Below are 24393 nucleotides of genomic sequence, written 5' to 3' on the forward strand. Positions count from 1 at the left end.
CAAATAGTATAAATGAGACGGTTAGTCGTTCACTGGCTAAAGATAAAAATCTTGTAAAAAATGGCGATAAATAAAATGATAAGCATGAATTATAAAGCTTAAATAAATTTAAAATCATTAATGAATAATGTAGCAAGTTAACTTATTTATAGCTAGTTTCTCAAGGCCTAATAATATTATTAGGCCTTGAAAGAGCATCAAATATCTAAGCGCTTAGCTTGCCATTTACGAGAGCGCCAACGCCATGCATTTGTTAAGCCTCGTAGCCACTCATCGCAAAGAAAACCTATCCAAATCCCAATTAAACCCATTTCCATTTTTATACCAAGGAAATAGCCAATAGGAATAGCAACTCCCCACATAAAACAAACGGCTGTAATGAGTGGGAATTTGGCATCTCCGGCTGCACGTAACGCATTAACCATAACAATATTAAATGTACGCCCAGGCTCCAAAAAGACCGATAAAATAAATAAAGGCAACAGTTGGTCGATAATGCGTTGATCTTCGGTGATAGAATACAAAATAGGATCACGCATAAACCAATAAATAATCACCACGCCAATAGTAAATAGCACACCTGCTTTTAGGCTTTTAAAACCCCGTGTAAATGCATCATCAAATCGTTTTGCACCAACTAAATGACCGACTAATATTTCATTACCAATGCTAATCGCAATGCCAAATAACATTAAGAATAATGATAGTTGGAAATAGAGTGTTTGTGCGGCGAGAGGAACTTCTCCCATTAAGCCTATAAAGGCAGAGGCGGTCATATAATGTAAAATCCACACTAGGTTTTCACCTGCAGCAGGTAAACCAATATGTAGAATTTTGGCTAACATATTTTTAGACCAAATCACTAATAGTCTTATATCGAATTTAATTCTTAATCCATAGAATAAAAGACCACATAATAAGACAACGGCAATAATACGACCGACAACTGTTGACCATGCAACACCCACTAAACCGTATTGTGGAAGCCCAAAGAAACCATATAGTACAATCATATTGCCGATAACAGTGACAATATTGGCAATTAACGTCACATACATCGCCGCTTTCGATTTACCATAAACCCGCAAACAGGCTGCTAAGATAATTGAAATTGCTTCAGGAATAAGACAAATCCCCAAAATATGGAGATAGTTATAGCCATCTTGTACTAAATGCTCTGGCGTATTCATTACATTTAGAATGTTGTAGCCAAAAAAGAGAATAATAATGGCACTACTAAAGCCCAGCAAAAAGTTAAAGGCGATAGAAATATGAATAGCTTGACTGGCTTTATCGCGCTTACCGGCGCCTAAATATTGAGCAATAACAACGCTACATCCCACGCTAATAAAGTTAAATATGGTGATAAAAAGATCAAAAACTTGGTTACCTACGCCCATTGCAGCTAAATAGGCAGTAGAGACATGACTTATCATGTAAGTGTTAATCAATAGCGTGGCAAGATGAAGAAAAATATCAATAAAAATAGGCCAGCTAAGGGAAAAAAGTGATCGATCCGCTACATCAGATTGATGCATTGAAAACCTTCTTAAAAACGAGTGAAATAGTGTTGTAAATATAATCAGAGGAAAGTGGAGCGATTTTACATGCTTTATGAATAAGGGAATAGCTAAATTGATGAACCAGTAGCAAAAAAACTTTTTATATGGTTTATTCGTTGATTATTAAACATTATTATCATTCAATAATGATTAACAACGAGAACAGGGAAATAAATGAATACTAAAATAAAAGTCGCTATTGTGGGCTATGGCAATATTGGGCGCTTTGCACTAGATGCAGTACTTGCAGCACCTGATTTTGAGTTAGTGGGGGTGGTTCGCCGTGATAGTCAAAATATTCCAGATGAACTGCGAAATATAACGGTAACAAATGATATTAAAAGCTTAGGTAAGGTGGATGTTGCTTTATTATGTTCACCAACGAGAGCCATTAAAGATTTGGCTAAATCGATATTGAGCTTAGGTATTAATACCGTTGATAGTTTTGATGTCCACAGTGATATCGTTGCATTAAAAACAGAACTGGATGAGGTGGCGAAAAAGCATAACCGTGTTGCAGTGATTTCAGCGGGTTGGGATCCGGGTTCAGACTCTATTATTCGTACCTTAATGTTAGCTATGGCACCTAAAGGTATTACCTACACTAATTTTGGTCCCGGTATGAGTATGGGGCATAGTGTTGCCGCTAAAGCTATTGATGGTGTAAGAGATGCACTATCAATGACTATTCCATTAGGTACTGGTGTTCATCGGCGTATGGTTTATGTTGAATTAGAAGCGGGTGCTAACTTTGCACAGGTTGAGCAAGCCATTAAGGCCGACAGCTATTTCTCATCTGATGAAACACATATTAAACAAGTTGATAGTGTTGATAGCTTAAAAGATGTTGGTCACGGAGTACAAATGACCCATAAAGGGGTGTCAGGCAAAACACACAATCAATTATTTGAATATGCTATGCATATTAATAATCCAGCATTAACATCTCAATTTATGGTTTCTGCAGCCAGAGCAAGTATGAAACAACAAGCGGGTGCCTATACTGTGATTGAAATTCCCCCCGTTGATTTTTTAGCAGGGGATTTAAATACATTAATCGCAAAACTGGTGTAATCAGTTAGGTTTCTTGCAAATAAAATATTGCCCACATGATGTGGGCAATAGGATCAACGCTTAGGCAAACTTGATGATTTGAGATTAGCGTTTAATATTTTTAAACTCTTTTGTTGTTGCAGTTAAAGCGACTTCTGTTGGTAAACGTTCCATTGAACTTGCGCCATAAAAACCATGGCAATCAGGACAGTTATCAAGGATATATTGCGCATCTTTTGGTGTTGCTATAGGGCCACCATGACAAAGTACAATCACGTCAGAGCGTACGGATTTTGCTGCTTTTGCCCAATCGTTAATAAGGGCGACACAATCATCTAAAGTAACGGCTGTTTCTGCACCAATATTGCCACCAGTGGTTAAACCCATATGAGGAACAATAATATCTGCACCAGCTTGTGTCATTGCAATGGCATCTTCACGACTAAAAACATAAGGTGTTGTGAGTAAGCCTTTTTCATGTGCTTTACGGATCATCTCTACTTCAAGAGCATAACCCATACCCGTTTCTTCTAGATTAGCGCGGAAGTTACCATCAATTAAACCAACGGTTGGGAAGTTTTGTACGCCAGCAAAACCGATGGCTTTAACGTCATCTAAAAACTTATCAAAATTGCAGAATGGATCTGTACCATTAACCCCGGCAAGTACAGGTGTCTGTTTTACAACAGGCAATACTTCTTTTGCCATATCCATAACAATTTCATTGGCATTGCCATAGGCTAATAATCCTGCCAGAGAGCCACGACCCGCCATACGATAACGACCTGAATTATAGATAACAATCAGATCGATACCGCCTGCTTCTTCGCATTTTGCGGAAAGGCCTGTTCCCGCACCGCCACCAATAATAGGCTCTTTACGTGCGATCATGTCATTAAATTTTTTGAGTAACACTTCACGTGAATAAGTCATACTTCTTTCTCCGTGGTTAACAAATAAGTTCCTGGTGTAAATCATAAACTTGCTGATTAAATTCAGCAGAATTTATGTGATATGGACTGATGACTAATTGACGAGTCTCGGTCTCTTTAAATGTTGTTATAAATGCATCAAAAAATGCTTGGTTTGCTTGAGGATCCCAGAATGGTCCCCCTTCAATATCTAAAGCAGAAAAACCGCCCTGTGGAAAAATAAACGTCAGTGGGCCTTCACACTGATTCAATTTTTCAGCGATCCAGATCCCCATTTGACAATTTTCCCTTGGTGTTGTGCGCATTAAGGTGACTTGCGAATTATGGTGATAGAAATGACGATCTTTATATTTCTCAGGAACGGTAGCAGGGCGACCAAAGTTCACCATATCCAACGCGCCACAAGAGACGATACAAGGTGTTTTAGTGCGGGCGATGGCACCAAAACGATCTTCATCACAAGCAAGGACACCCTCAAATAAATAATCACATACTTCGGTTGTTGTTAGATCCAGAACACTATGAAGTAAGTGGCTGTCTATCAGTTTTTCCATGGCTTTACCGCCACTCCCCGTCGCATGGAAAACTAAACAGTCATAATTATTTTCAAGTTTTTTAGTTAGTTGTTGAATACAAGGCGTAGTTACACCAAACATCGTTAATGCAACAGCCGGTTTATCAACACTATTTTCTTCTTGGTAAAAATAAACAGCGCCGGCAATTTGGTTGGCCGCATTTCTCAATACCTTACGAGAGATACGGTTTAAGCCGGATACATCTGTTACGGAGTACATCATTGAAATATCGCTAGCGCCGATATATCCGGAGATATCACCGGAAGCCATAGTCGATACCATCAATTTAGGTACGCCAATGGGCAAAGATTGCATTGCTGGTGTAATCAATGCCGTTCCCCCTGAGCCGCCTAATCCTAAAATAGCGAGGACATCGTCACAGTGGGTTAAATAACGTTCAAAAGCGACGGACATTGCTGCGATAGCTTTTCCACGGTCACCGCAAAACACGGCGTTTTTTCCATCTGGATGGTAACTAGCAACTTGTGCAGCTGTGACGTCGGCTTCTCTTTCTAATGCTGTAGGTTTGGTTGTCAAATCTACGGTTTTGACAGGAAGGCCTGCTTTTTTTATTAATTCACTGACATAAAAAATTTCAGCGCTTTTAGTATCAAGCGTAGTCGCAATATAAATGAAGCCAGCATACTGTTTCATAAGCCTTCCCTTACCTTTTATGATTATTGACGTGTAGATTATAATCACAATGAGACTTGAGTTTCATTTATAATAGCATTATTTTGAGACCCATGTCTCATTATTTTTATTTTTTCTCTTTTAAATGTCGCTTAGGTACACTCAATCGCCTAAAGTAAACTTTAATCGTATTAAGAATAGTTCTTAAAATCAGTATAGTAGCCACGAAAAGTGGAGTAATAGCGAAGGAATTTTTATGAGTTTTAGTCGTAATGAAATAGATACAATGTCAGGTACTCGAAAAAGAACCTACCAATTATTGGTGACAACGGCATTGCAACTTTTTGAACAAGGGATGTTACCTACCGTATCAGAGCTTGCAGCACATGCTGGTGTTTCAAGGGCAACGGCGTATCGCTATTTTCCCACTCAAAGTGATTTAATTAGTGCTACTGTTGATGCAAGTTTAGCACCGATCATTGCATGGCAGCCCACTCCAGAAGATAATACACAACAGCGTATTACTGCGTTGCTCAATCTTGCTTATCCACAAATGTTTAAACATGAAGGGGCGTTGCGTGGCGCATTGCAGGTTTCATTACAGCAGTGGGCTAAAGAGCGGCAATCAAGCGAATATACAGAAAAACGATTTATTCGTGGTCATCGTAAAGAGATCTTACTTAAAGTCATCGAACCATTAAAAGCGCATTATCCGCAAGAAATGTGGGATAAAGTGATAAAAGCTTTCTCACTTATTTATGGTTCTGAAGTTTTTTTAGTAATGAAAGATATCTGGAAAATGGATGATCAGCAGGTCATTGATATGACCCAATGGATGGCTAAAGCTATTTTAAATCAGGCAAAGTCAGATTTTCCGATAGATAACGATTAATTATTTGAATAAATCGGTTAAAATTGTATAAATCATTTACGTTTTAGCTATTGTAGGATCGTTATGTCACACAAAACTGCAGACCAAGAGTGGCTGGTAGAACAACTAAAATATATTGCACAGGGCATTGGTAAAACATTATCGCCTTTTTGTGAAGTTGTACTTCATGATCTGACCGATAGTGAAAATACCATTATGGTTATTGAAAATAATCTATCAGGTCGAAAAGTGGGAGATAGAGCAACTGAGCTAGGTATGGCAAGGATTGAATCGTCTGATTTTCCACAAATTGTTGCAAACTATCCTAATCAGTTTCCTGATGGTAGAACAGCTAAAAGTACATCGATTGGTATTAAAGATAAACAAGGCAATTATGTTGCTGCTTTATGTTTAAATATTGATATATCGATGATTAAAGGTTTACAAATGGTATTAAATCAATTTTCGACTCTTGAAGAGGGAAATCATATCATTGAAACTTTTAGCTCAGTAACAGAAGATTCGTTGAAAAAACGTATTGATGAATTTTCTGCAACTTATTCAGTGACACCAAGAGCATTGAAACCGCATCAACGACGCGAATTGCTATTGTGTTTACAGGATGAAGGTTATCTTTCACTTCGCAAAGCAATGGAGATTACTGCGCAATACCTCGGTGTTTCAAGAGCAACAGTGTATAACGATTTAAAAGAATGATTAAACGATAAGTTATTTTTTAAATTACAGCGGAATACAAATCATTAAACTAAAAAAAGATATCATTTTTGATATCTTTTTTTATTTCTATTTTAAATTAAATGTGATTTTTATTGTAAATGATTAATTAATTACTACTGTGTTATTTTTGTAAGTATAAATTGATAAAAAGAATAAAATAAACAGTTAATTTGTTAATGTAAGGGCAATAAAATGAATAGAGTTAATGGTGTTGATGTATTTGATAAGGGAATAGTCTTATCTACTAAGAAAGATTATTTAGGATCATGTTATGTAACTATTGCAAAGAAAATAAAGGATATTTCTAATACAACGGCTAAGCCCAGTTTTATAAAAAAAGTTATTCATATGATGGAACGATTTACAATGTTTTTTGCAATTAGCCAAACCGGTAGAATGGGAATAAGTAATAGAGATGGAAATTTAAATAGATATACTGAAACACTTACTGATTTAAAGATTAAGGTGAAAGATTTAAAGTGTAAGATAGATGAGTTTAATAATAAACTAATAAAAAAAGATACAGTAGATAAGGAAAAAGCTGAGATAGCTACAATTACAGCTGAATATCATAACCTAAACCATTTTCTCTCTTTAATAGAGAATGAAAATTCAAGTTTTAAAGATAGATATAGTTTTTTCAATTATTTAAATGAGTTGCAACGAGCGGAGGCCTTTTGCCGAAATTCATCAAATACAGATTATAATCGTCTGGCGGATGAATTTAAAAATATTATTAAGGAAAGAGTTGAAAGAATAAAAAAAGAAGATGTTATAAAAATATTTAATGAAGTGTTGGTAAGGTATGATAATGAAACTCGATTTAAAAATAGCAATGAAAGAATACTAGCTAATTTTTCAAGTAATAAGGAGAAAGAAAAATTTCTGTCTAAAATAAATTTTCTAGTCTGTGTTTCAAAATATAATCTTCCTCTTATGGTAGAGGTAGAGCAGCTTAAAGAAGAATTTCCAGTACAGTTACGGGAAATAATGAATAAAATTCTTTATGAAGAAAGTATAATGGGTGAAATTCTTAATGAAGCGAATATTGATTGCGTATATAAGTATTCACTTAATAAAGTGCAAAATATTTGGATTGAAGAATATATAAATAAGTTTTATGGTGGTGAAGAAATAATAATGGATAAAAGTACAGATGATAATGTCGCTTATTTTGTGGGGGATTTTGAGTGGGATGATGATGATCTTGATGGAGTTAATAGTACTAATAATGTCAAGTTAGATTCTGAACGTAATCTTTCTGAAGTAAGTGAAATTATTCAGGGAAAATTAAATAAATATGTTAAAGGCGATGAAATATCTGATTTAACTTCTATTCTGGAACAAATAGAAAAAGATAAATTAGGAGGAAAAGAAACATATACTTTAATTTCTATTCTGAAAGAGATGGAACTGGGTAATTTAGAATGGAAAGAAATATATAATTTAATTTCTATTCTGAAAGAGATGGAACTAGGTAAATTAGAATGGGACGAAATATATACTTTAATTTCTATTCTGAAAACGATGGAACTAGATAAATTAGAATGGAAAGAAATATATAATTTAAGTTCTATTCTGAAAGGGATGGAACTAGGTAAATTAGAATCAAAAGAAATATATAATTTAAGTTCTATTCTGAAAGGGATAGAACTAGATAAATTAGAATGGGACGAAATATATACTTTAATTTCTATTCTGAAAGGGTTAGAACTAGGTAAATTAGAATCGAACGAAATATATACTTTAACTCCTCTTCTGAAAGAGATAGAACGAGGTAAATTAATAGGGAAAGGAATATATAATTTAACTTATATTCAGGATGAAAAAGAACTAGATGAAGATAATATAAATAAGGGTAATTTAAAAGAAGATAATATAAAATATGCTGATATTGTTGAATTAATGGAAGATCAAGTATTTACACAATTAAATGTAGATGGATTTAACATAATAGATAGCGACTATGCGTTCTCATCTGAATAAGGAAAATAAATATTTTATAGTATAAAATATTTATAATACTTTGTTTAAATAATATTTTTTGTCACTAATCGGATAATTTTCTAAGGTGCCAAAAATTTCAAATCCCTGCTTTTGATAAAAAGGCAGGGCTTGAAAGCTAAAAGTATCCACCTCAGCATATTTGGCACCTTTCTTTTTAGCTGTATTTTCCATTGCTTGCAGTAATTCTGTACCAATATTGTTACCACGATAGGCCTTATCAACCCATAGATAACGAATACGTAGCCAATTACCTAATATATCACCAGTGATCCCACCTATTTTTTTACCATTTTCCTCTTTAAAAACGGCTAAGGGCGTATATTGCTCCATCTGAATATACTGAAGGTTATGTGTTAATAAGCCTTCATAAATTTCGTTGATTTCATTCGTCGTCGGGGCGGTAGTAATTTTTAATGACATAATTAGCTCTTAATATTAATAAAAATAATATTTAAATTATCATTATTTGTTTATTAAATATTTATACCAGTGATAGGATTGATACCATAATTAAAAAAACTGGATAACACAACATGTCATTTTTAAAAAAACTACCGGGAATTCTGTTTTGTGCACTAATTGGTGGGTTATTAACATTATCTGGTCTACCGATGGCGTTGATGTTTGGGCCAATCGTCGTGGTTATTATTGCTTATCGTTTTAAATGGCAGCTCTCTGTTCCTAAGCATACACTGACTTTTATCCAACTGACCTTAGGCACCTCTGTTGGATTGATGTTTAACCAAGTACATTTAGGGAGTGCGGATAATTTAGTGCTTCTTTTGATTATCCTCGTTATTTGTTTAGCCATTCAATTTGTTGTCAGTTTCTTATGGTTTCATCGTCATATTGGTTGGACAAAAGAAGAGGCTATGTTAGGTGCTGTACCTGGCGCGATGGCGGCTATTCTTGCTTTAACAGATCATACCAAAACACCACCACAAAAAATTGTTATTTCTCATACTATTCGTTTAATCGTATTGATTATTATGGCTGGATTTATTGTTGGCTCAGATAAAGCAACTCTTACGGAGTTTACATTACCTGAAATGACACTGTTGTCATCGATGTGGTTATTATTAATTGTCGCGTTAGGGCTAGTATCTGGGCTTTTATTACAGAGAATTCATTTTCCAGCACCGTTTATGTTGACATCATTAGGCAGTGCAATATTGGTACAATCTTTTGTCAGTGAGCCGATTGCTTTTCCAATGCTATTAAATGAACTCAGCATGGTGTTAATTGGGATGAATATTGGCGCACATTTTGTGGTTTTTCCTTTTGCTTCGTTAATTAAAAATGCTTTTTCCTCTGTGCAGGTGGTCATTATCAACGTTATTTTAACGGTGATCGTTGCATTGAGCGCGGCTTATTTAACAGGGGCTCCCTGGACAACGCTGGTATTAGCTTGGGCACCGGGAAGTATGGAAGCAATGACATTTGCCGCGATCACTATGAATGTCGATGCGGCTTTTGTGATGTCGAATCATATATTGCGCATGTTGATCATTCAAAGTATTCCTTCTATTGCCTTGTTTTACAGTGAACGAAAGCAGAAAAGAAAACGTGAGTAAAATAGCAATAACAGTAAGATATCGACAGATATAATAAATTGAAAAGCCACTGTATCAGTTTGATAGAGTGGCTTTTTTATACAATTAATAGTTTAGTAAGCTAAGTGATTTTTGGGCTAGTAGTTGACATTTTTTGTTATGAGCAATTTGTATATTTTTTAAATCCTGATAACTATCTTCATTAAGCTTGCTCATTGGGAGCATTGAATAATTAGAGACATCCCACTGCTGAGATTGTGAAAAAATAATCAGCGCTCGTTCTATTTTTTGTTTTGAGATCTGCTCATAACCACAATCATTATTTAAAAACAGGTATACCGCGGTTAAATCAGCTAAGTCTTCTGCTTGAGTATAAGTGAGTGCTTTTGCACTAGAAGAAAAAAGCGTGGCAAAAGAAAGAATAACAGTGCAGAACAAAGCGAACATTTTTTTCATTAGTGGTGACATTCCTATATGTGATGATTTCACAAGATTTGTTATTTGACTTAATTAAGTTAAAAGTTTTGCAAAGACCCGTTGCTTTGTGTGGTTTCTATTTGACCTTCCAGTAAGGGGAGACTTTAGCATTGCTCAATAGTTTATCGATAAATTTATTTACCTAATTATGACAAATATAGAGTAATTGATTTTATTCAAAGGAATACATTATGCAACGTCGTGAATTTTTAAAATTAGGGGCAACATTAAGCGCCGTCACACTATTACCAAGTTGGAGCCGTCTCGCATTCGCCCAAACTAACACGCCTTCACTCGCTATTCCACCTCAAATTAGCCCAGACAAACAACAAAAGATTGTTCTTAATATCCAACAAGGTGTTTCCCAGTTTACTGCTACAGCAAGTACAACTACTTGGGGGTATAACGGTAGCTTATTAGGCCCAGCATTAAAATTAAAACGTGGTGAACCTGTTACTATTGAGATCAATAACACGCTACCAGAGACTACGACGGTGCATTGGCATGGTCTTGAGATAAGTGGTGAACAAGATGGAGGTCCTCAAGCGACTATCGCACCGGGTAAATCACGAACAGTAACTTTTACGCCAGATCAAGCGGAGTCGACATGTTGGTTTCATCCCCATACTCATGGGATCACCGGAAAACAGGTGGCAATGGGGTTAGGGGGATTAGTGATCATCGAGGATGACGAAACGGCCAAGCGAAAGTTACCTCACCGCTGGGGAGTGGATGATTTACCGGTTATTTTACAAGACAAACGCTTAGACAGTAACGGTCAAATTGACTATCAACTTGATGTGATGAGTGCTGCAGTAGGTTGGTTTGGCGACATGATGCTCACTAATGGTGCGATTCAACCGCAACACATTGTACCAAAAGGTTGGATTAGATTACGTTTCCTCAATGGTTGTAATGCACGTAGTCTTAATTTAGCCACCAGTGATGGCCGACCAATGTATGTAATTGCTAGCGATGGTGGGTTATTAGCGGAACCAGTCAAAGTGACAGAACTCCCTATTTTAATGGGGGAGCGTTTTGAAGTACTGGTTGATACCTCAGATGGACGTGATTTCGATATTGTCACTTTACCTGTCCGACAAATGGGGATGGTATTAGCGCCATTTGATAATGTATTACCTGTATTACGTCTACTGCCTTCAGCAGAAAAAGCGGTAGGTATTTTACCTGATCAATTAGCCTTAATTCCTGCATTACCATCACTAAGTCATATTGCGACACGTTCATTACATTTACGTATGGATATGCGTTTAGATATGCAAGGTATGATGGCGCTAACGGAGCGTTACGGTGATAAAGCGTTAGCGGGAATTCACCACGGTATGAGTCATATGCGTCAGGGCAATGGAAATGGCATGATGGGGGGCGGCATGAATTGCGGTCATGGCTCTGCGGATGTCGATATTTATAATGCAAATAGCATCAATGGGATCCCATTCTCAATGACCGAACCTGCATTTGATGTTAAACAAGGGGTTTATGAACGCTGGCTGGTTTCTGGTCGTGGCGACATGATGTTACATCCATTCCATGTTCACGGAACACAGTTTCGTATTTTATCGGAAAATGGGCGTAAACCTGAAAAACATCGCCAAGGTTGGAAAGATATTGTCAGAGTGGAAGGGCAAATTAGCGAGATCCTTGTAAAATTTGACCATTTAGCGACAAAGGAACACCCATTTATGGCTCACTGTCACTTATTAGAACATGAAGATACAGGAATGATGGCGGGCTTTACGGTGAGTCGATAATTTTTACTGTAATAAGTAACAAAATTAGCGATAAAAGTTTGCAAAGGGAGTAAAGCTAATATTTTATTCCCTTATTTTCCTTCATTGACAACGTCGCATGATGATAGAAATTCTGGTACAATCGGTTGCTTTCCCCGTTAACCCAATCGAAATAAATCATGAAACATATTGTTGATGTCATGATCTCTGAAGAAGAGATCAAACAGCGTATTGCTGAATTAGGTCGTGAAATCACAGAACATTATCGTTCTCGTCAAGAAAAACACGATTTGGTCTTAATTGGCTTATTAAAAGGCTCTTTTATTTTTATGGCGGATTTATGTCGTGAAATTGAAGTGCCACATGAAGTCGATTTTATGACAGTATCAAGTTACGGTAATGGAATGACGTCAACAAGAGACGTTAAAATCATTAAAGATCTTGATGAAGACATTCGTGGTAAAGATGTTCTGATTGTTGAAGATATTATTGACTCAGGTAATACTTTAAACCGTGTTAAAGAGATTTTAAGTTTACGTGAGCCTGCTTCTATTGCTATCTGTACGCTACTTGATAAGCCATCACGTCGTGAAGTGGATGTGCCAGTAGAGTGGATTGGCTACTCTATTGAAGATAAGTTTGTTATAGGTTACGGCATTGATTATGCACAACGTTATCGTCACCTACCTTATATTGGTCACGTAACGCTACTAGATGAATAATCTTGTTGATTTATATCGTATATTAAACCCGCTTTGGCGGGTTTAATATTAGAAAATCAACGTGGATGGCTTAATTTTGCAATAGCTTGGCGATAAGAGAGTTCTAGTTTTTCACGACTGTCTGAGGTGATATCTAAATCGTGTAATTCACCATTGTTTAAACCGTAAACCCAACCGTGGATCATCACTTTTTGTCCACGTTTCCATGCGGCTTGCATAATAGTTGAGTGACCAAGGTTATAAACTTGTTCTATCACGTTAAGTTCACAGAGTAAATTTAATCTATCTTGTGGTGCGAGTTCACCTAACATGGAGCTATGTTTATACCAGATATCACGGATATGCAGTAACCAGTTATTAATTAAGCCCAGTTCAGTCCCTTCAATAGCAGCTTCAATACCACCACAGCCATAATGACCACAAACAATAATATGCTCAACTTGTAGGACATCAACGGCATATTGAATAACAGAAAGACAGTTTAAGTCGGTGTGGATCACAAGGTTTGCCACATTGCGGTGTACAAATAAATCACCAGGGGCGGCATTAATTAATTTTTCAGCGGGGACGCGGCTGTCTGAACAACCAATCCATAAGAAATGAGGTTTTTGGCCTTTACTCAGCTCTTTAAAAAATTGCGGGTTTTCTTCTGTAACAGAACTTGACCATTGTTTATTGTTGGCTAACAGTTCTTCAATTTTTCTCATCATGATGTGACTGCCTGTAAATTCAGTTTCCCACCATTTGCGCTGACAGTAGGCCAACACGAAATAGCTTTAGTGTTATTGTTGGATGTTTAAGCTCAATAAAGAAAGGGTATTTTTATACCATTACTTTTAAATGAATCAGAAGGCTTTTTTTGAGCCAAGTGACAGTTAATTGCTTGTCTATTTTTGCTTTCAAATAAGATAGAACTTTTTACAGTATTTGTTTAATGAATTTATCAACACATTATTTGATGTAAATCAAATGTATAAAAAGATAACTGATTGTTAACTCGATTATTCTTATTTTGAATAATCGAGGGTAATTATTTTTTCATAAAAAATATTAATGTTTATTTGGGCTGGCGAATGATGAGGATAAAACCTGTTAACGGTATCTGTCCGTTTTTTATTGATAAATTATTGGAGGTAATAAAGCGCATGATAATATCTATCAGTCAGATTGAGTAATAAGGCCAATAAATTTATTGCTATCAAACAGGCTAAATAATAACATTTAGTTATTATTGGCTTTTTATTGAGATTAATACTGGAAAATAGCTACAATTAATCGTCATTTTTATTGATCAGTAATTGCAGTGTTCGCTCTGTTGACTATTAAAATAGTTAAATAAAATTTATTTATCTGTTTGAGGCATTATCTGTAAAACGGTTTATTTACGTCTTATTTTTCTCTAGAATATCTTATTCCATTTTGATCCTATTGAACTAAGCCCATTTTCTATACCTATCCTGATTTGCACTCAGGGGAGTAAGGCTTAGTTGAATAGCTATTTCTGATTTCAGCTCAGTCAATGCTGAATAATGCAGTTGATAAAAGGTAATTTCCACTTATGACTTATGCATTGGAGTTAACCGAGTTAACGAAAACTTACCATAATGGTGTCAAAGCGCTTAAAGGAATTAATTTAACCGTAGAAGCGGGGGATTTTTATGCGCTATTAGGCCCTAATGGTGCAGGAAAATCGACCACCATAGGGATTATCAGCTCTTTGGTGAATAAGAGCAGTGGTAAAGTCAAAGTATTTGGCTATGACACTGATACCGATATGGTTAATGCTAAAAGACAACTCGGATTAGTGCCACAAGAATTCAATTTCAACCCTTTTGAAACCGTATTACAAATTGTCCTTAATCAGGCTGGCTACTATGGTGTACCACGTAAAGTGGCATTAGAGCGTGCAAAAACGTATTTAACCCAATTAGATTTATGGGAGAAAAAAGATGATAGAGCACGTTTTTTATCTGGGGGAATGAAACGGCGTTTAATGATTGCGCGTGCATTAATGCATGAGCCTAAATTGCTGATCCTCGATGAGCCAACGGCGGGAGTAGATATTGAATTACGTCGTTCAATGTGGACGTTTTTACAACATTTAAATGCACAGGGTACCACTATTATATTAACCACACATTATCTTGAAGAAGCAGAAATGCTGTGTCGGAATATTGGTATTATTCAGCGTGGTGAACTGGTTGAAAACACCAGTATGAAAGGTTTATTAAGTAAATTAGAGTCTGAAACCTTTATTTTAGACTTAGCGGCAAAAAGTCCGTTACCTGAATTACAAAATTACCAATATCGTTTAGTCGATACATCAACACTAGAAGTTGATGTGAAAAGAGAGCAAGGATTGAATGGGGTTTTTGCTCAGCTCAATGCACAAGGTATTCAAGTTTTAAGTATGCGTAATAAAGCTAACCGCCTTGAAGAGTTATTTGTGCATTTAGTTAATGAAGATCATACAGAAACAGAAAAAGGAGAGAGGGAATGATTCAGTTGTATTGGGTAGCCCTCAAGACGATTTGGATTAAAGAAGTGACCCGTTTTGGTCGTATCTGGGTACAAACTTTAATTCCTCCTGTTATCACGATGTCGCTCTATTTTGTTATTTTCGGTAACTTAATTGGTAAGCGTATTGGTGATATGGGCGGTGTTGATTATATGCAGTTTATTGTTCCCGGCTTGATTATGATGGCGGTGATCACAAACTCATATGCTAATGTCTCCTCTTCATTTTTTGGCGCTAAATTCCAACGTAGTATTGAAGAATTATTAGTATCGCCAGTACCGACCCATGTTGTTATTGCCGGATTTGTGGGTGGTGGTGTCGCCCGTGGTATTTGTGTTGGGATATTGGTCACTCTGGTTTCACTATTTTTTGTACCACTAGAGATACACTCTTGGACAATGGTTGTGGTGACATTATTAATGACCTCGATTGTTTTTTCTCTCGCAGGATTGTTGAATGCCATTTTTGCGAAAACCTTTGATGATATTAGTATTATTCCCACCTTTGTTTTAACGCCATTAACTTATTTAGGAGGTGTGTTTTATTCACTCTCCTTATTACCTGCATTTTGGCAAGGTGTTTCTAAATTAAACCCGATTGTTTATATGATAAGCGGTTTCCGTTATGGTTTTTTAGGGATCACTGATGTGTCATTAACGGTGACAATCACGGTACTATGCCTGTTTATTGCCGTGTTTTATATCGTAGCCTGGTACTTAATTGAAAAAGGTCGCGGTTTAAGAAGCTAATCTACAAATTAGTGTTTAAGGTAATAAAAATTAAAATCGGTGTCTGCAACAACAGATGCCGATTTTTTTTAGCTAAATTTCATTCAGTTATGTTAAATTTTATTTAAATTTGTCTTTTGCTATTAACAAGTCTAATTTCTTTGTTTAGTATACTAAACAAAGAACTTTGGGATGGTAAAGGATAGAAGCATGGCAGTGGCAAGCGAAACAGCAAAAGAACCAACGGTACTTTCTCGTCGTAAATTGTTATGTATTGCCGGAATGGGGTGGACTTTCGATGCAATGGATGTGGGGCTTCTCGCCTTTTTATTAACGGCGTTAAAAGAAGATTGGGGATTAACAGCAGCGCAATTAGGTTGGATTGGCAGTATTAATTCTATCGGTATGGCCGTAGGTGCTTTTGTCTTTGGCATTATGGCCGATAGAAAAGGTCGTAAACCGGTATTTATCTTAACGTTGCTGCTATTTAGCCTTGGTTGCGGTTTTACCGCATTAGCAAGCTCCTTAATGGTGGTATTAATTTTACGCTTTTTTATTGGTATGGGCTTAGGCGGAGAATTACCCGTTGCTTCTACATTGGTGAGTGAAAGTGTTAAAGCTCATGAGCGTGGTCGTATTGTTGTTTTATTAGAGAGTTTTTGGGCGGTAGGGTGGTTAATTGCCGCGTTAATAGCGTATTTTATTATTCCTGATTATGGCTGGCGTATGGCTATGTTATTGAGCGCACTACCCGCAGTTTATGCACTCTATTTGCGTTCAAAGTTACCAGAACCCAGTTCCACGCAGTTATTATTACAAAATCGTTTATCTCTTCGCCAATCAATGGCATTGATTTGGTCACCTCAATATCGCCGTTCAACACTGATGTTGTGGGTATTATGGTTTTGTGTGGTGTTCTCTTATTATGGCATTTTTTTATGGCTACCGAGTGTCGCAATGTTAAAAGGCTTTAGTTTAATTAAAAGCTTTCAATATGTGTTGATCATGACACTCGCTCAGTTACCGGGCTATTTTACCGCAGCATGGTTTATTGAACGTTATGGTCGTAAGTTTGTGTTAATCACTTATTTAGCAGGTACTGCGATTAGTGCTTACTATTTTAGCGTAGCCGATTCCACAACCACACTATTAGTGTTTGGTATGTTGTTATCATTTTTTAATTTAGGTGCGTGGGGGGCATTATATGCCTATACCCCAGAACAATATCCTGATGGTATACGAGCTACAGGCGCTGGAACGGCGACGGCAATAGGCCGTATTGGCGGAATATTAGGGCCACTGATGGTAGGCTATTTAGTGCAATATCAATTTGACATAAGCACTATTTTTCTTATTTTTAGCCTTTCCATTGTGATAGCGATACTAGCGGTTATGTTATTAGGTAAAGAAACCAAAAATAGACCACTTAATTCCATTTAATCACTTTTTTTATGACTAAAAATACAGAACGTCTCCTTTCTTGTTATATGATAGTTAATAAGTATTTTATAGGAAAAGAGGAATAATTATGTCTCATTATGAGGAAGTGATTAAGCAGGTTGATGAGGCCATTGCCAGTGCTAGCATACAAACGATGAACGAATTGCTGGTGGAATTAGGTAAAGATAACACAATAGCTTTTGCTCAGCGTTATGAACAGCAAGAGCGTCTACGCACGGCTATTTTTCATCATGGTGAAAAACAGCGCTAAGCAACCTTATAATGATAGAATAATCAAAAAGCGTTTATTTCATGTATTTATTCCATAATAATGGATAAACGCTTTTGTTTTAATCTGTTGGTTTAAAAAGTCTTTTTTCCTTCGAGCACTGCTATTCTATTTTCAATCGAAGGATGGGTTGAAAAAAGAGAGTCTCCCTTATTAAAAATAAAGGCTGCTTTGCGATATGCTCGTCCTGTAGAGCCATCTTCAAAATTTTCAGTTTCGTGTTGTGCTGCAATTTTCTTTAGTGCATTGATCATTGATTGATTATCTTGGGTAAGATCAACCGCTGCCGCATCTGCCATATATTCACGTGTCCGCGATAAATAGAAATAGAGCACTTGAGTAATAATGGGTAAAACAACGTTGAGTACAATTAAAATCAATCGTGCTTTACTGGCGGCATCATTACTTTTACCACCACGGTTACCAGAGGCTATATATAAGCGGCTACCAAAGATATTTGTTACCGTTAAAATAACATTTGCTAAAATACCCACATACAGCGTTAAACGGGTATCACCATGAATAATATGACCTGTTTCATGGGCTAATACGGCTTGTATTTCTTGGCGATTAAGTTGATTTAATAACCCACGAGTGACACCAATAAAGGCATTTTTTTCAGACCAGCCGGCAGCAAAGGCATTGGCTTCTGGTGTATCTAAAATATAAAGCTTAGGGATATAACCCAAAGTCGCACTTAAACTAAGCTCTTCCACAATATTTAATAATTGTCGCTCTTGGGCATTTAATGGCTCTTCAGAATTAATTAATCGTGCTTTCATGCCCGTCAACATGATTTTATGCCCTTTAAAGTGAACAATAATCAGCAACACAATTGAAATGGCAACAATAATCAATGAAGCAATAGGTAGTGATTGGAATGTCAGAAATGCCAGCATATTATCAATTAAACTTAAATGAGGATTGGCACCTATCGCGCTATCAACTAATAAGCCGATCATTAGCATTAATAGTAAATAGGTGACTATCACAAACCGAGTGCGAATGGCATTTTTTCGCAGTACATTTCTGAAATCCATTTATTATTCTCCAATAATATCTACCGTATTATTTTATGTATAAGCTATGGTGCGTGGTGTTAATCAAAGTTAATACGGCGCGCTTCTTCTGATTTAATCGCTGTTTCATCAAGACGCCAGTATTCTTTATTAATCACGAGACTTGGAAAAATCTTCACAATAAATACCGCAGGGATAGAGGCGATAAACGCACGATATTGCTCTAAGGTACGGTTATAGCCACGTTTAGCAAAAGAGAGTTTATTTTCTGTTGAGACAATCTCTTCTTGTAAATTAGCCATGATAGTATCTGATTTTAGTTCAGGATAGTTTTCAACAGCGACATTAATCGCACCACTTGAAACAATTTTTGATAGCTCATCTTCTGCCGCTTTTGCTTCTTGGTTATTGCTACTTTGTGTTTTAGCTCTTAATTCGGTGATTTTAGTAAAAACATCGGCTTCATGACTAAGATATTTTTTTACTGTAGCTAATAAGCTATCAAACACTTTACCACGACGGTCGAGTTGTACCGATATTTCTGTTTCACTTGAGATAACCGCTTCACGCATAGAGATAATACGGTTGTAATAATAAAAAATAAGACCCAATAACGCGATGGTAATAATTAATCCAGTCATGTGAAGCGCTCTCTTTTCTAATAATAAACAGGGAATTTAGCTAACTCATTGATGTTAATTTTGCCTATTATTATTCAAGATAGCTAGATGATTATTTCATCAAAGAGAAAAAGAATATTGATATGTCACTTAATATCTTAAAAAGAATGTTGTTTGAAGTATAAAAAAGCCCCAAATAAATTTGGGGCAAAATAAATAGGACTCATGTTAGGGAAAATAAAAATTAAAACCAAGGTGATTGGGACATCACATTGCCATAAAATAGCATTCTGCCGGCGATTTCACCGCTAAAAAGGATAAAAATAGTAATAATTGATATTAAAGCCTTTGTAAACAAAGAGCTACGAGATAGTGTGATAATAACACATCCTATTATTAAACTGGCGATGACTTGCCACCATAACAATAAGCTCGCTACGTTAGCACCTGAAATTTGAACTCGTATTACTAATCCCATCAATACTAACAGTAAGCCGATAAAAGCACCGAAATGCAATGTATGAATGGTTTTTTTACCTTGCAACTGTAACCAAGGAATAACAGAGCCAAAACCCAATAATAGGGCCGTACCAATAAAACTTATTTGTGTTGCGGGGGTATGCCATAACGCATGTGTTTGCATTTGATAATAAATTTGTGCTGTTATTAAAATAACGGGTAAGCCAATAAGGCCACAGAACAGACCTAGTAGGCTATTACGGCGTATTTTATTTGGTTGTAGCCAACTTGCTAATGCCCAGAGGGAAATTAAACCGTTTAACATAACAAAGGCAATAGCTTCACGACTTAACCATGAGTGAGCAACACCAAGTACTGAGCGATAAGCGCCGAGAGGATCGCCTAGGTGTCCCATTGACATAGAAGAACCAATTACTTCAATTAACCAAATAAGGGTAATCGTTGTACGTAACGCTTTGGGGCTTAACATGGCGGAGTTTTGTGTTTGCCATTGATAAAGAGATAAGGCAAGTACGGCACCGATCCCCCATTGACTCATTACGGTGAATAGAACCAAAGGCATTTGATAATCATGCATGGTTAATCCTCCATACCAATAATGACAATATTAGGATGACTGATGGTATGATCAGGAACCCCATAACGTTTTTCTAATAATGCCCAATTTGTGATATGTTTTTGGCGCAAATCTTCAATTTCGCCAAACTCAATGGCACCAGTTGGACAAGATTCAACACAGCGAGGTTTTAAGCCTTCGTCTATTCTATCGGCACACATATTACATTTACTGGTCTTCCCTTCTACAGGATCGTAAACCGGCGCATTATAAGGGCATGCCATAATGCACATTTGGCAACCAATACATTTGTCATGATCCTGTATCACAATCCCATCAGCTCGCTTAGTATAAGTATCGGCAGGGCATACTTTTAAGCATTGTGGATCGTCACAATGATTACAGGACATAGTGATAAAAGCTTGCGCATTGGGTAGATCTTCATTGAATTCGCGTACTCTACGCCACAAGACTCCTGGAGGGGTAACATTTTCTGATTTACAAGCCATCGAACAAGTGCGACAGCCATAACAATCTTTACTATTAATCAGAAAACCATACTGTTTTTTAGCCATGATTATGCCTCCCGTCTCACATTAACTAGGGTACTGTTACAACAATGACCATTACCTAAAGGTTCAACATGGTCATTTGTTACATGGCTACTACTCCCCCCTTGTTGTTCCCACCAACCATTATCAAGAGAAACAACACCTTGTTTTATGTGTGTGGTGACAATGGCTATTGCTCTATGTTCACCTCTATCATTAAAAGCAAACACCCAATCACCATTGTTTATTCCACGAGATAACGCATCATTAGGATGTATTAAAATATTGGGTTGATTACGCTGTACTTCTAAAATCCATTCATTCATCCCATGGCTTGAATGAACACTACGTGCTAGCTTACGTTGCACAGCCATTAACGGATATTTTTTTGCTAATTCAGGGGAGCCTGTTGTCGATTCCTTTACTGGATAATAAGTGACTATAGGGGAGTAGTTTTTATCTTGCCATTCTTCAATAAAGAAATGTGCTTTTTGGGTTGATGTACGAAATATTCCGTCTTTAAATGGGATCCAATCGCCTTCTACTGGTCGTACAGGCCCTTTTTCTAGCATTTCCCGCGTAATCCCCGATCCCGCGAGGCAAGTATCAATATAGTGCTCAATAGGTTGATTAAATACGTCACCGAAACCAAAGCGTTCAGCAAGGCGGGCAAAAATCCAATAATCAGGCTTTGCTTCTCCTGGTGGTTCAACGGCTTTTTCCATTAATTGAACATATTGGCTACGCACACCAGCCATTAAACTTGTATCTTCAAAAATGGTTGTCACTGGAAGTACTAAGTCGGCATAAAGCGCTGTTGATGACATTAAATTATCGGCTACGACAACAAAAGGAACTTTTTTTAGCGCCTTACGTACCATATTGGTATTGGGTAATTGTGTCATCACCCCCATCGTCATGATCCACCAGAAATTAATCGGGTGGGGTCTTTCGTTGACTATCCATTCACCCACTTTTGCAACAGGAATAGGATTAATGGGTTTAACATTTGGTGCAGGGGGAATAATAGGATTAAATTTTGCCATCTGACGCACGCCACCGGCATCACAAATACCCGCGCCTTTCTTACCAATATTGCCGGTTAATAGAGCAAGATAAAACTGGCTTGCTGCAACATAGGCACCAAATTCAGTGCGTTGTGCGCCAGACATATTTTGTACAATCATTGCAGGCTTTATTGTCGCGTAGTCTCGAGCTAAACGAATAATAGTCTCTTGTGGAATATCTGTTTCTTTACTGGTTTTTTCGATAGTCCAGGGTTTAGCTTGCAAATAGATTTGTTCAAAAACGGTGGTGTAATTTATTTTATTTGGCAGTTCATCATGAGTTAACGCCGGTACAATATTGGGGGTATCATGGCGAACAATTTGCTGAGTTAGGGTATCAAAGACTAAATAGCTATCTTTATCATTAGCTGAATCACGTAGTAGTTTTTGTTGTTCATCGACTAAATACACCGCTCCGGTATGGGCACGCAAAAAAGGTTTATCTGTAAGATTTTCTTCAATGATTAATTTGATCATTCCTAATGCAAGGGCGGTATCGGTACCCGGAATAATGGGGATCCACTCATCAGCTTTGGCTGCGGTTTCATTAAAACGCGGATCAATGACTACCATTCTGGCACCATTACGGCGAGCCTGATTATAATTTTTAAAGTAGGCGTGCATAGTTACTGCTGGGTTATTGCCCCAACATAGAATATAACGGCTATCTTTTACCGTATCACGCGTATCTGCATAGCGTAGGCCAACCATAGGGATCATAGCTGCAGTAACCGCAGAGCAACATAAAGAGCCGGCTTGTTTTGTAGAACCGCCTAAATAGTCGAAAAAGGCTTTACCCATATCGTTTTTGATGGAATCCATATTTCCAGCGTGAGTAGAAATAAAAAGCCCTTCGTTGCCATATTTATCGATAGTTTCTCGAATATTTTTTTCGATAAGATCTAAAGCGTCATTCCAGCTAATAGGTTTAAACTCAGCCTTACCTTTTTCGCCAACACGTAGCAAAGGTGTAGTGAGTCTATCCTTATGATATACCCATTTAGTTCGGCTAATTCCTCGTAAACAACATTTGACATTAAAGCCTTCTGTAGCTTCAATTTTGATTAGTTTTCCCTGATGAGTAAAAGCGGTTAGGTTACAATGGAGACATTCCATTGCACAGGTGGATTGAAAAGTTTGATATTCAGATAATTTTATCCGAGTTTTCTGGTTAAATATGGGTTTATTTTCATTAGCTAGGCTAAACGCATTAGGGGAAAGAGCTGCCAAACCAATAGCTCCCATTCCTTTTAATAGCGTTCTTCTATCTAATTCCCACTGTTTATTTTTATACATAGGACATTCTCACACATAACAATGTTAACTATATATAAACTCAGTTCATTAATAATAAACTTGAGTTAGATCATTCAAGGATAAATAAAGAAGATAATCAACAGAAAATGATTTATATTCTTATTTTTCATAAAATTTTTAGTGTGAATAACTATAAAAATGAATAAAAAAAGAACAAACAAATATCGTCATAAATAAAGATAAATAACGGCTTAGGCGTGGAGAAATAAATGCAGAATTCTCAAGGGGTTAACTCTGTTGATATCGCAGTGACTATTTTAGAGTTTTTAGCATCTCAAGGAGGTGCTGCACGCTCTTCTGAGATAGCTAAGGCATGCTCACTATCAAAAAGTCGTCTACATAAATATTTAGTGTCTCTTTGCCGTAGTGACATGCTCTATCAAGAGAGTGAAGGAGGGCAGTATTGTTTAGGTAGCAAAATTATAATGCTGGCTGAGGCAACACACACAAACCTCTCTTTAGTTGATGAAATTAATCAAAGACTTTGTGAATTTAGAGATGAGCATAATATGTCAACAGGACTTGTTATTGCTCAAGGTAAGAAGCTCTATTTAGTGAGATATAATCGTAGTTTTAAACATGTCGATATTGATTTTCTGCCAAATACACCCGTTCCACATAAATTGAGTGCGGCAGGCGCGACTTATGCAGTCTTTAGTCATTTAGAAATTGATGCTGATTTATCAATACAGCAAAAAAACAGTATACATCAACAAGGTTTTGCTATTCGCCAACAACCCGCTGAAGGTATTCCTGGGGCTCAATCTATTGCATGTCCTGTATTTAATAGGAAAGGTGAAATGGTCGCAGCCGCATTGACCATGGGATTTATTAAACCTGAAAACCAAATAGAATTAGGTAATGCATTAAAAGCAAAAATTCGCCATGTATTATCTTAATATTGCGAATATTTTTATCAAATACGTTTACTGGA

23 protein-coding genes are annotated in these 24393 nt (G+C 36.7%); 12 read left to right on the forward strand and 11 right to left on the reverse strand.

The features are described from left to right. Nucleotides 1–197 precede the first annotated feature (197 nt). The gene (locus AACU98_RS13140) at nucleotides 198–1538 is read right to left on the reverse strand and encodes an MATE family efflux transporter (RefSeq protein WP_004245051.1); all 1341 of its coding nucleotides are present in this window, start codon (nucleotides 1536–1538) and stop codon (nucleotides 198–200) included. Nucleotides 1539–1736: 198 nt separating this feature from the next. Between AACU98_RS13140 and AACU98_RS13145 the strand changes: the two genes are divergently transcribed. Beyond that, complete coding sequence (locus tag AACU98_RS13145) at nucleotides 1737–2636, forward strand: diaminopimelate dehydrogenase (RefSeq protein ID WP_036908347.1); 900 nt, start codon at nucleotides 1737–1739, stop codon at nucleotides 2634–2636. An 84-nt stretch (nucleotides 2637–2720) separates the two neighbouring features. On the opposite strand, the gene AACU98_RS13150 is transcribed toward AACU98_RS13145, so the two are convergent. Together AACU98_RS13150 and AACU98_RS13155 are read right to left on the reverse strand one after the other, a co-directional pair. Beyond that, entirely contained in the window at nucleotides 2721–3548 is an 828-nt protein-coding gene (locus tag AACU98_RS13150; protein WP_004247257.1) for a phosphoenolpyruvate hydrolase family protein, read from the reverse strand. Nucleotides 3549–3564: 16 nt separating this feature from the next. Then, nucleotides 3565–4776: a Tm-1-like ATP-binding domain-containing protein gene (locus tag AACU98_RS13155; RefSeq protein WP_036908345.1), complete on the reverse strand. Its 1212-nt coding sequence runs from the start codon at nucleotides 4774–4776 to the stop codon at nucleotides 3565–3567. Nucleotides 4777–5011: 235 nt separating this feature from the next. Between AACU98_RS13155 and AACU98_RS13160 the strand changes: the two genes are divergently transcribed. From AACU98_RS13160 to AACU98_RS13170, 3 genes are all read left to right on the forward strand, one after another. Continuing rightward, the gene (locus AACU98_RS13160; RefSeq protein ID WP_004247259.1) at nucleotides 5012–5647 is read left to right on the forward strand and encodes a TetR/AcrR family transcriptional regulator; all 636 of its coding nucleotides are present in this window, start codon (nucleotides 5012–5014) and stop codon (nucleotides 5645–5647) included. A gap of 63 nt (nucleotides 5648–5710) precedes the next feature. Continuing rightward, nucleotides 5711–6343, forward strand: a complete 633-nt coding sequence (locus AACU98_RS13165) for a helix-turn-helix transcriptional regulator (RefSeq protein WP_004245045.1) — start codon at nucleotides 5711–5713, stop codon at nucleotides 6341–6343. Between the two features lie 213 nt (nucleotides 6344–6556). After that, entirely contained in the window at nucleotides 6557–8350 is a 1794-nt protein-coding gene (locus AACU98_RS13170) for a hypothetical protein (protein ID WP_161734875.1), read from the forward strand. 30 nt (nucleotides 8351–8380) lie between these two features. On the opposite strand, the gene AACU98_RS13175 is transcribed toward AACU98_RS13170, so the two are convergent. Continuing rightward, complete coding sequence (locus AACU98_RS13175) at nucleotides 8381–8791, reverse strand: GNAT family N-acetyltransferase (protein ID WP_088206807.1); 411 nt, start codon at nucleotides 8789–8791, stop codon at nucleotides 8381–8383. A 113-nt stretch (nucleotides 8792–8904) separates the two neighbouring features. Between AACU98_RS13175 and AACU98_RS13180 the strand changes: the two genes are divergently transcribed. Further along, nucleotides 8905–9945 carry an AbrB family transcriptional regulator gene (locus tag AACU98_RS13180; RefSeq protein WP_004247263.1) on the forward strand — a complete coding sequence of 347 codons (1041 nt, stop codon included), beginning with the start codon at nucleotides 8905–8907 and terminating at the stop codon, nucleotides 9943–9945. 84 nt (nucleotides 9946–10029) lie between these two features. Here the strand turns inward: AACU98_RS13180 and AACU98_RS13185 are convergent, their stop codons facing one another. Next, nucleotides 10030–10380: a YacC family pilotin-like protein gene (locus AACU98_RS13185; RefSeq protein ID WP_004247264.1), complete on the reverse strand. Its 351-nt coding sequence runs from the start codon at nucleotides 10378–10380 to the stop codon at nucleotides 10030–10032. A gap of 212 nt (nucleotides 10381–10592) precedes the next feature. On the opposite strand from AACU98_RS13185, the gene cueO reads away from it, so the two are divergent. Both cueO and hpt read left to right on the forward strand, forming a co-directional pair. Next, complete coding sequence (cueO, locus tag AACU98_RS13190; protein ID WP_004245040.1) at nucleotides 10593–12173, forward strand: multicopper oxidase CueO; 1581 nt, start codon at nucleotides 10593–10595, stop codon at nucleotides 12171–12173. Between the two features lie 158 nt (nucleotides 12174–12331). Beyond that, nucleotides 12332–12874, forward strand: coding sequence for a hypoxanthine phosphoribosyltransferase (hpt, locus tag AACU98_RS13195; protein WP_004245039.1), 543 nt, complete (start codon nucleotides 12332–12334; stop codon nucleotides 12872–12874). 56 nt (nucleotides 12875–12930) lie between these two features. Here hpt and can read toward each other — a convergent pair whose 3' ends face one another. Next, nucleotides 12931–13584, reverse strand: a complete 654-nt coding sequence (gene can / locus AACU98_RS13200) for a carbonate dehydratase (RefSeq protein ID WP_004245038.1) — start codon at nucleotides 13582–13584, stop codon at nucleotides 12931–12933. 848 nt (nucleotides 13585–14432) lie between these two features. Here can and AACU98_RS13205 point away from each other — a divergent pair. The 4 genes from AACU98_RS13205 to AACU98_RS13220 all read left to right on the forward strand — a co-directional run bounded on the left by AACU98_RS13205 (nucleotide 14433) and on the right by AACU98_RS13220 (nucleotide 17831). Next, nucleotides 14433–15374 (forward strand): ABC transporter ATP-binding protein, encoded by a 942-nt coding sequence (locus AACU98_RS13205; protein ID WP_004245037.1) that lies wholly within the window; start codon nucleotides 14433–14435, stop codon nucleotides 15372–15374. Further along, complete coding sequence (locus tag AACU98_RS13210) at nucleotides 15371–16141, forward strand: ABC transporter permease (RefSeq protein ID WP_004245036.1); 771 nt, start codon at nucleotides 15371–15373, stop codon at nucleotides 16139–16141. Before AACU98_RS13205 ends, AACU98_RS13210 begins: the two co-directional genes overlap by 4 nt. Nucleotides 16142–16330: 189 nt before the next feature. Then, nucleotides 16331–17560, forward strand: coding sequence for an MFS transporter (locus AACU98_RS13215; RefSeq protein WP_074561595.1), 1230 nt, complete (start codon nucleotides 16331–16333; stop codon nucleotides 17558–17560). Between the two features lie 88 nt (nucleotides 17561–17648). Further along, nucleotides 17649–17831: a DUF2526 family protein gene (locus AACU98_RS13220; RefSeq protein ID WP_004245034.1), complete on the forward strand. Its 183-nt coding sequence runs from the start codon at nucleotides 17649–17651 to the stop codon at nucleotides 17829–17831. 92 nt (nucleotides 17832–17923) lie between these two features. Here AACU98_RS13220 and htpX read toward each other — a convergent pair whose 3' ends face one another. The 5 genes from htpX to AACU98_RS13245 all read right to left on the reverse strand — a co-directional run bounded on the left by htpX (nucleotide 17924) and on the right by AACU98_RS13245 (nucleotide 23438). After that, entirely contained in the window at nucleotides 17924–18889 is a 966-nt protein-coding gene (htpX, locus tag AACU98_RS13225; RefSeq protein ID WP_004245033.1) for a zinc metalloprotease HtpX, read from the reverse strand. A gap of 59 nt (nucleotides 18890–18948) precedes the next feature. Beyond that, a complete protein-coding gene (locus AACU98_RS13230; protein WP_004245032.1) occupies nucleotides 18949–19509 on the reverse strand; it encodes a LemA family protein in 561 nt (186 codons plus the stop codon). Nucleotides 19510–19732: 223 nt separating this feature from the next. Continuing rightward, nucleotides 19733–20545 (reverse strand): dimethyl sulfoxide reductase anchor subunit family protein, encoded by an 813-nt coding sequence (locus tag AACU98_RS13235; protein WP_161734878.1) that lies wholly within the window; start codon nucleotides 20543–20545, stop codon nucleotides 19733–19735. Between the two features lie 2 nt (nucleotides 20546–20547). After that, the gene (locus AACU98_RS13240) at nucleotides 20548–21099 is read right to left on the reverse strand and encodes a 4Fe-4S dicluster domain-containing protein (protein WP_004245030.1); all 552 of its coding nucleotides are present in this window, start codon (nucleotides 21097–21099) and stop codon (nucleotides 20548–20550) included. A 2-nt stretch (nucleotides 21100–21101) separates the two neighbouring features. Beyond that, nucleotides 21102–23438, reverse strand: a complete 2337-nt coding sequence (locus AACU98_RS13245) for a molybdopterin-containing oxidoreductase family protein (RefSeq protein WP_161734882.1) — start codon at nucleotides 23436–23438, stop codon at nucleotides 21102–21104. A gap of 230 nt (nucleotides 23439–23668) precedes the next feature. Here AACU98_RS13245 and AACU98_RS13250 point away from each other — a divergent pair, with 230 nt between their 5' ends. After that, nucleotides 23669–24358: a helix-turn-helix domain-containing protein gene (locus tag AACU98_RS13250; protein ID WP_004245028.1), complete on the forward strand. Its 690-nt coding sequence runs from the start codon at nucleotides 23669–23671 to the stop codon at nucleotides 24356–24358. Nucleotides 24359–24393: the final 35 nt, after the last annotated feature.

The sequence above is a fragment of the Proteus sp. G4380 genome (assembly GCF_963885725.1).
Lineage (GTDB): Bacteria > Pseudomonadota > Gammaproteobacteria > Enterobacterales > Enterobacteriaceae > Proteus > Proteus mirabilis.

Bases quoted from the DNA above. Each gene is read 5' to 3' on its own strand.
- AACU98_RS13165 (WP_004245045.1), top strand. From the start codon at position 5,711: ATGTCACACAAAACTGCAGACCAAGAGTGGCTGGTAGAACAACTAAAA.
- AACU98_RS13140 (WP_004245051.1), bottom strand. From the start codon at position 1,538: ATGCATCAATCTGATGTAGCGGATCGATCACTTTTTTCCCTTAGCTGG.
- AACU98_RS13145 (WP_036908347.1), top strand. From the start codon at position 1,737: ATGAATACTAAAATAAAAGTCGCTATTGTGGGCTATGGCAATATTGGG.
- AACU98_RS13180 (WP_004247263.1), top strand. From the start codon at position 8,905: ATGTCATTTTTAAAAAAACTACCGGGAATTCTGTTTTGTGCACTAATT.
- AACU98_RS13160 (WP_004247259.1), top strand. From the start codon at position 5,012: ATGAGTTTTAGTCGTAATGAAATAGATACAATGTCAGGTACTCGAAAA.
- AACU98_RS13150 (WP_004247257.1), bottom strand. From the start codon at position 3,548: ATGACTTATTCACGTGAAGTGTTACTCAAAAAATTTAATGACATGATC.
- htpX (WP_004245033.1), bottom strand. From the start codon at position 18,889: ATGGATTTCAGAAATGTACTGCGAAAAAATGCCATTCGCACTCGGTTT.
- AACU98_RS13230 (WP_004245032.1), bottom strand. From the start codon at position 19,509: ATGACTGGATTAATTATTACCATCGCGTTATTGGGTCTTATTTTTTAT.
- hpt (WP_004245039.1), top strand. From the start codon at position 12,332: ATGAAACATATTGTTGATGTCATGATCTCTGAAGAAGAGATCAAACAG.
- AACU98_RS13245 (WP_161734882.1), bottom strand. From the start codon at position 23,438: ATGTATAAAAATAAACAGTGGGAATTAGATAGAAGAACGCTATTAAAA.
- AACU98_RS13205 (WP_004245037.1), top strand. From the start codon at position 14,433: ATGACTTATGCATTGGAGTTAACCGAGTTAACGAAAACTTACCATAAT.
- AACU98_RS13175 (WP_088206807.1), bottom strand. From the start codon at position 8,791: ATGTCATTAAAAATTACTACCGCCCCGACGACGAATGAAATCAACGAA.
- AACU98_RS13155 (WP_036908345.1), bottom strand. From the start codon at position 4,776: ATGAAACAGTATGCTGGCTTCATTTATATTGCGACTACGCTTGATACT.
- AACU98_RS13235 (WP_161734878.1), bottom strand. From the start codon at position 20,545: ATGCATGATTATCAAATGCCTTTGGTTCTATTCACCGTAATGAGTCAA.
- AACU98_RS13220 (WP_004245034.1), top strand. From the start codon at position 17,649: ATGTCTCATTATGAGGAAGTGATTAAGCAGGTTGATGAGGCCATTGCC.
- AACU98_RS13250 (WP_004245028.1), top strand. From the start codon at position 23,669: ATGCAGAATTCTCAAGGGGTTAACTCTGTTGATATCGCAGTGACTATT.
- cueO (WP_004245040.1), top strand. From the start codon at position 10,593: ATGCAACGTCGTGAATTTTTAAAATTAGGGGCAACATTAAGCGCCGTC.
- AACU98_RS13170 (WP_161734875.1), top strand. From the start codon at position 6,557: ATGAATAGAGTTAATGGTGTTGATGTATTTGATAAGGGAATAGTCTTA.
- AACU98_RS13210 (WP_004245036.1), top strand. From the start codon at position 15,371: ATGATTCAGTTGTATTGGGTAGCCCTCAAGACGATTTGGATTAAAGAA.
- AACU98_RS13215 (WP_074561595.1), top strand. From the start codon at position 16,331: ATGGCAGTGGCAAGCGAAACAGCAAAAGAACCAACGGTACTTTCTCGT.
- can (WP_004245038.1), bottom strand. From the start codon at position 13,584: ATGATGAGAAAAATTGAAGAACTGTTAGCCAACAATAAACAATGGTCA.
- AACU98_RS13240 (WP_004245030.1), bottom strand. From the start codon at position 21,099: ATGGCTAAAAAACAGTATGGTTTTCTGATTAATAGTAAAGATTGTTAT.
- AACU98_RS13185 (WP_004247264.1), bottom strand. From the start codon at position 10,380: ATGAAAAAAATGTTCGCTTTGTTCTGCACTGTTATTCTTTCTTTTGCC.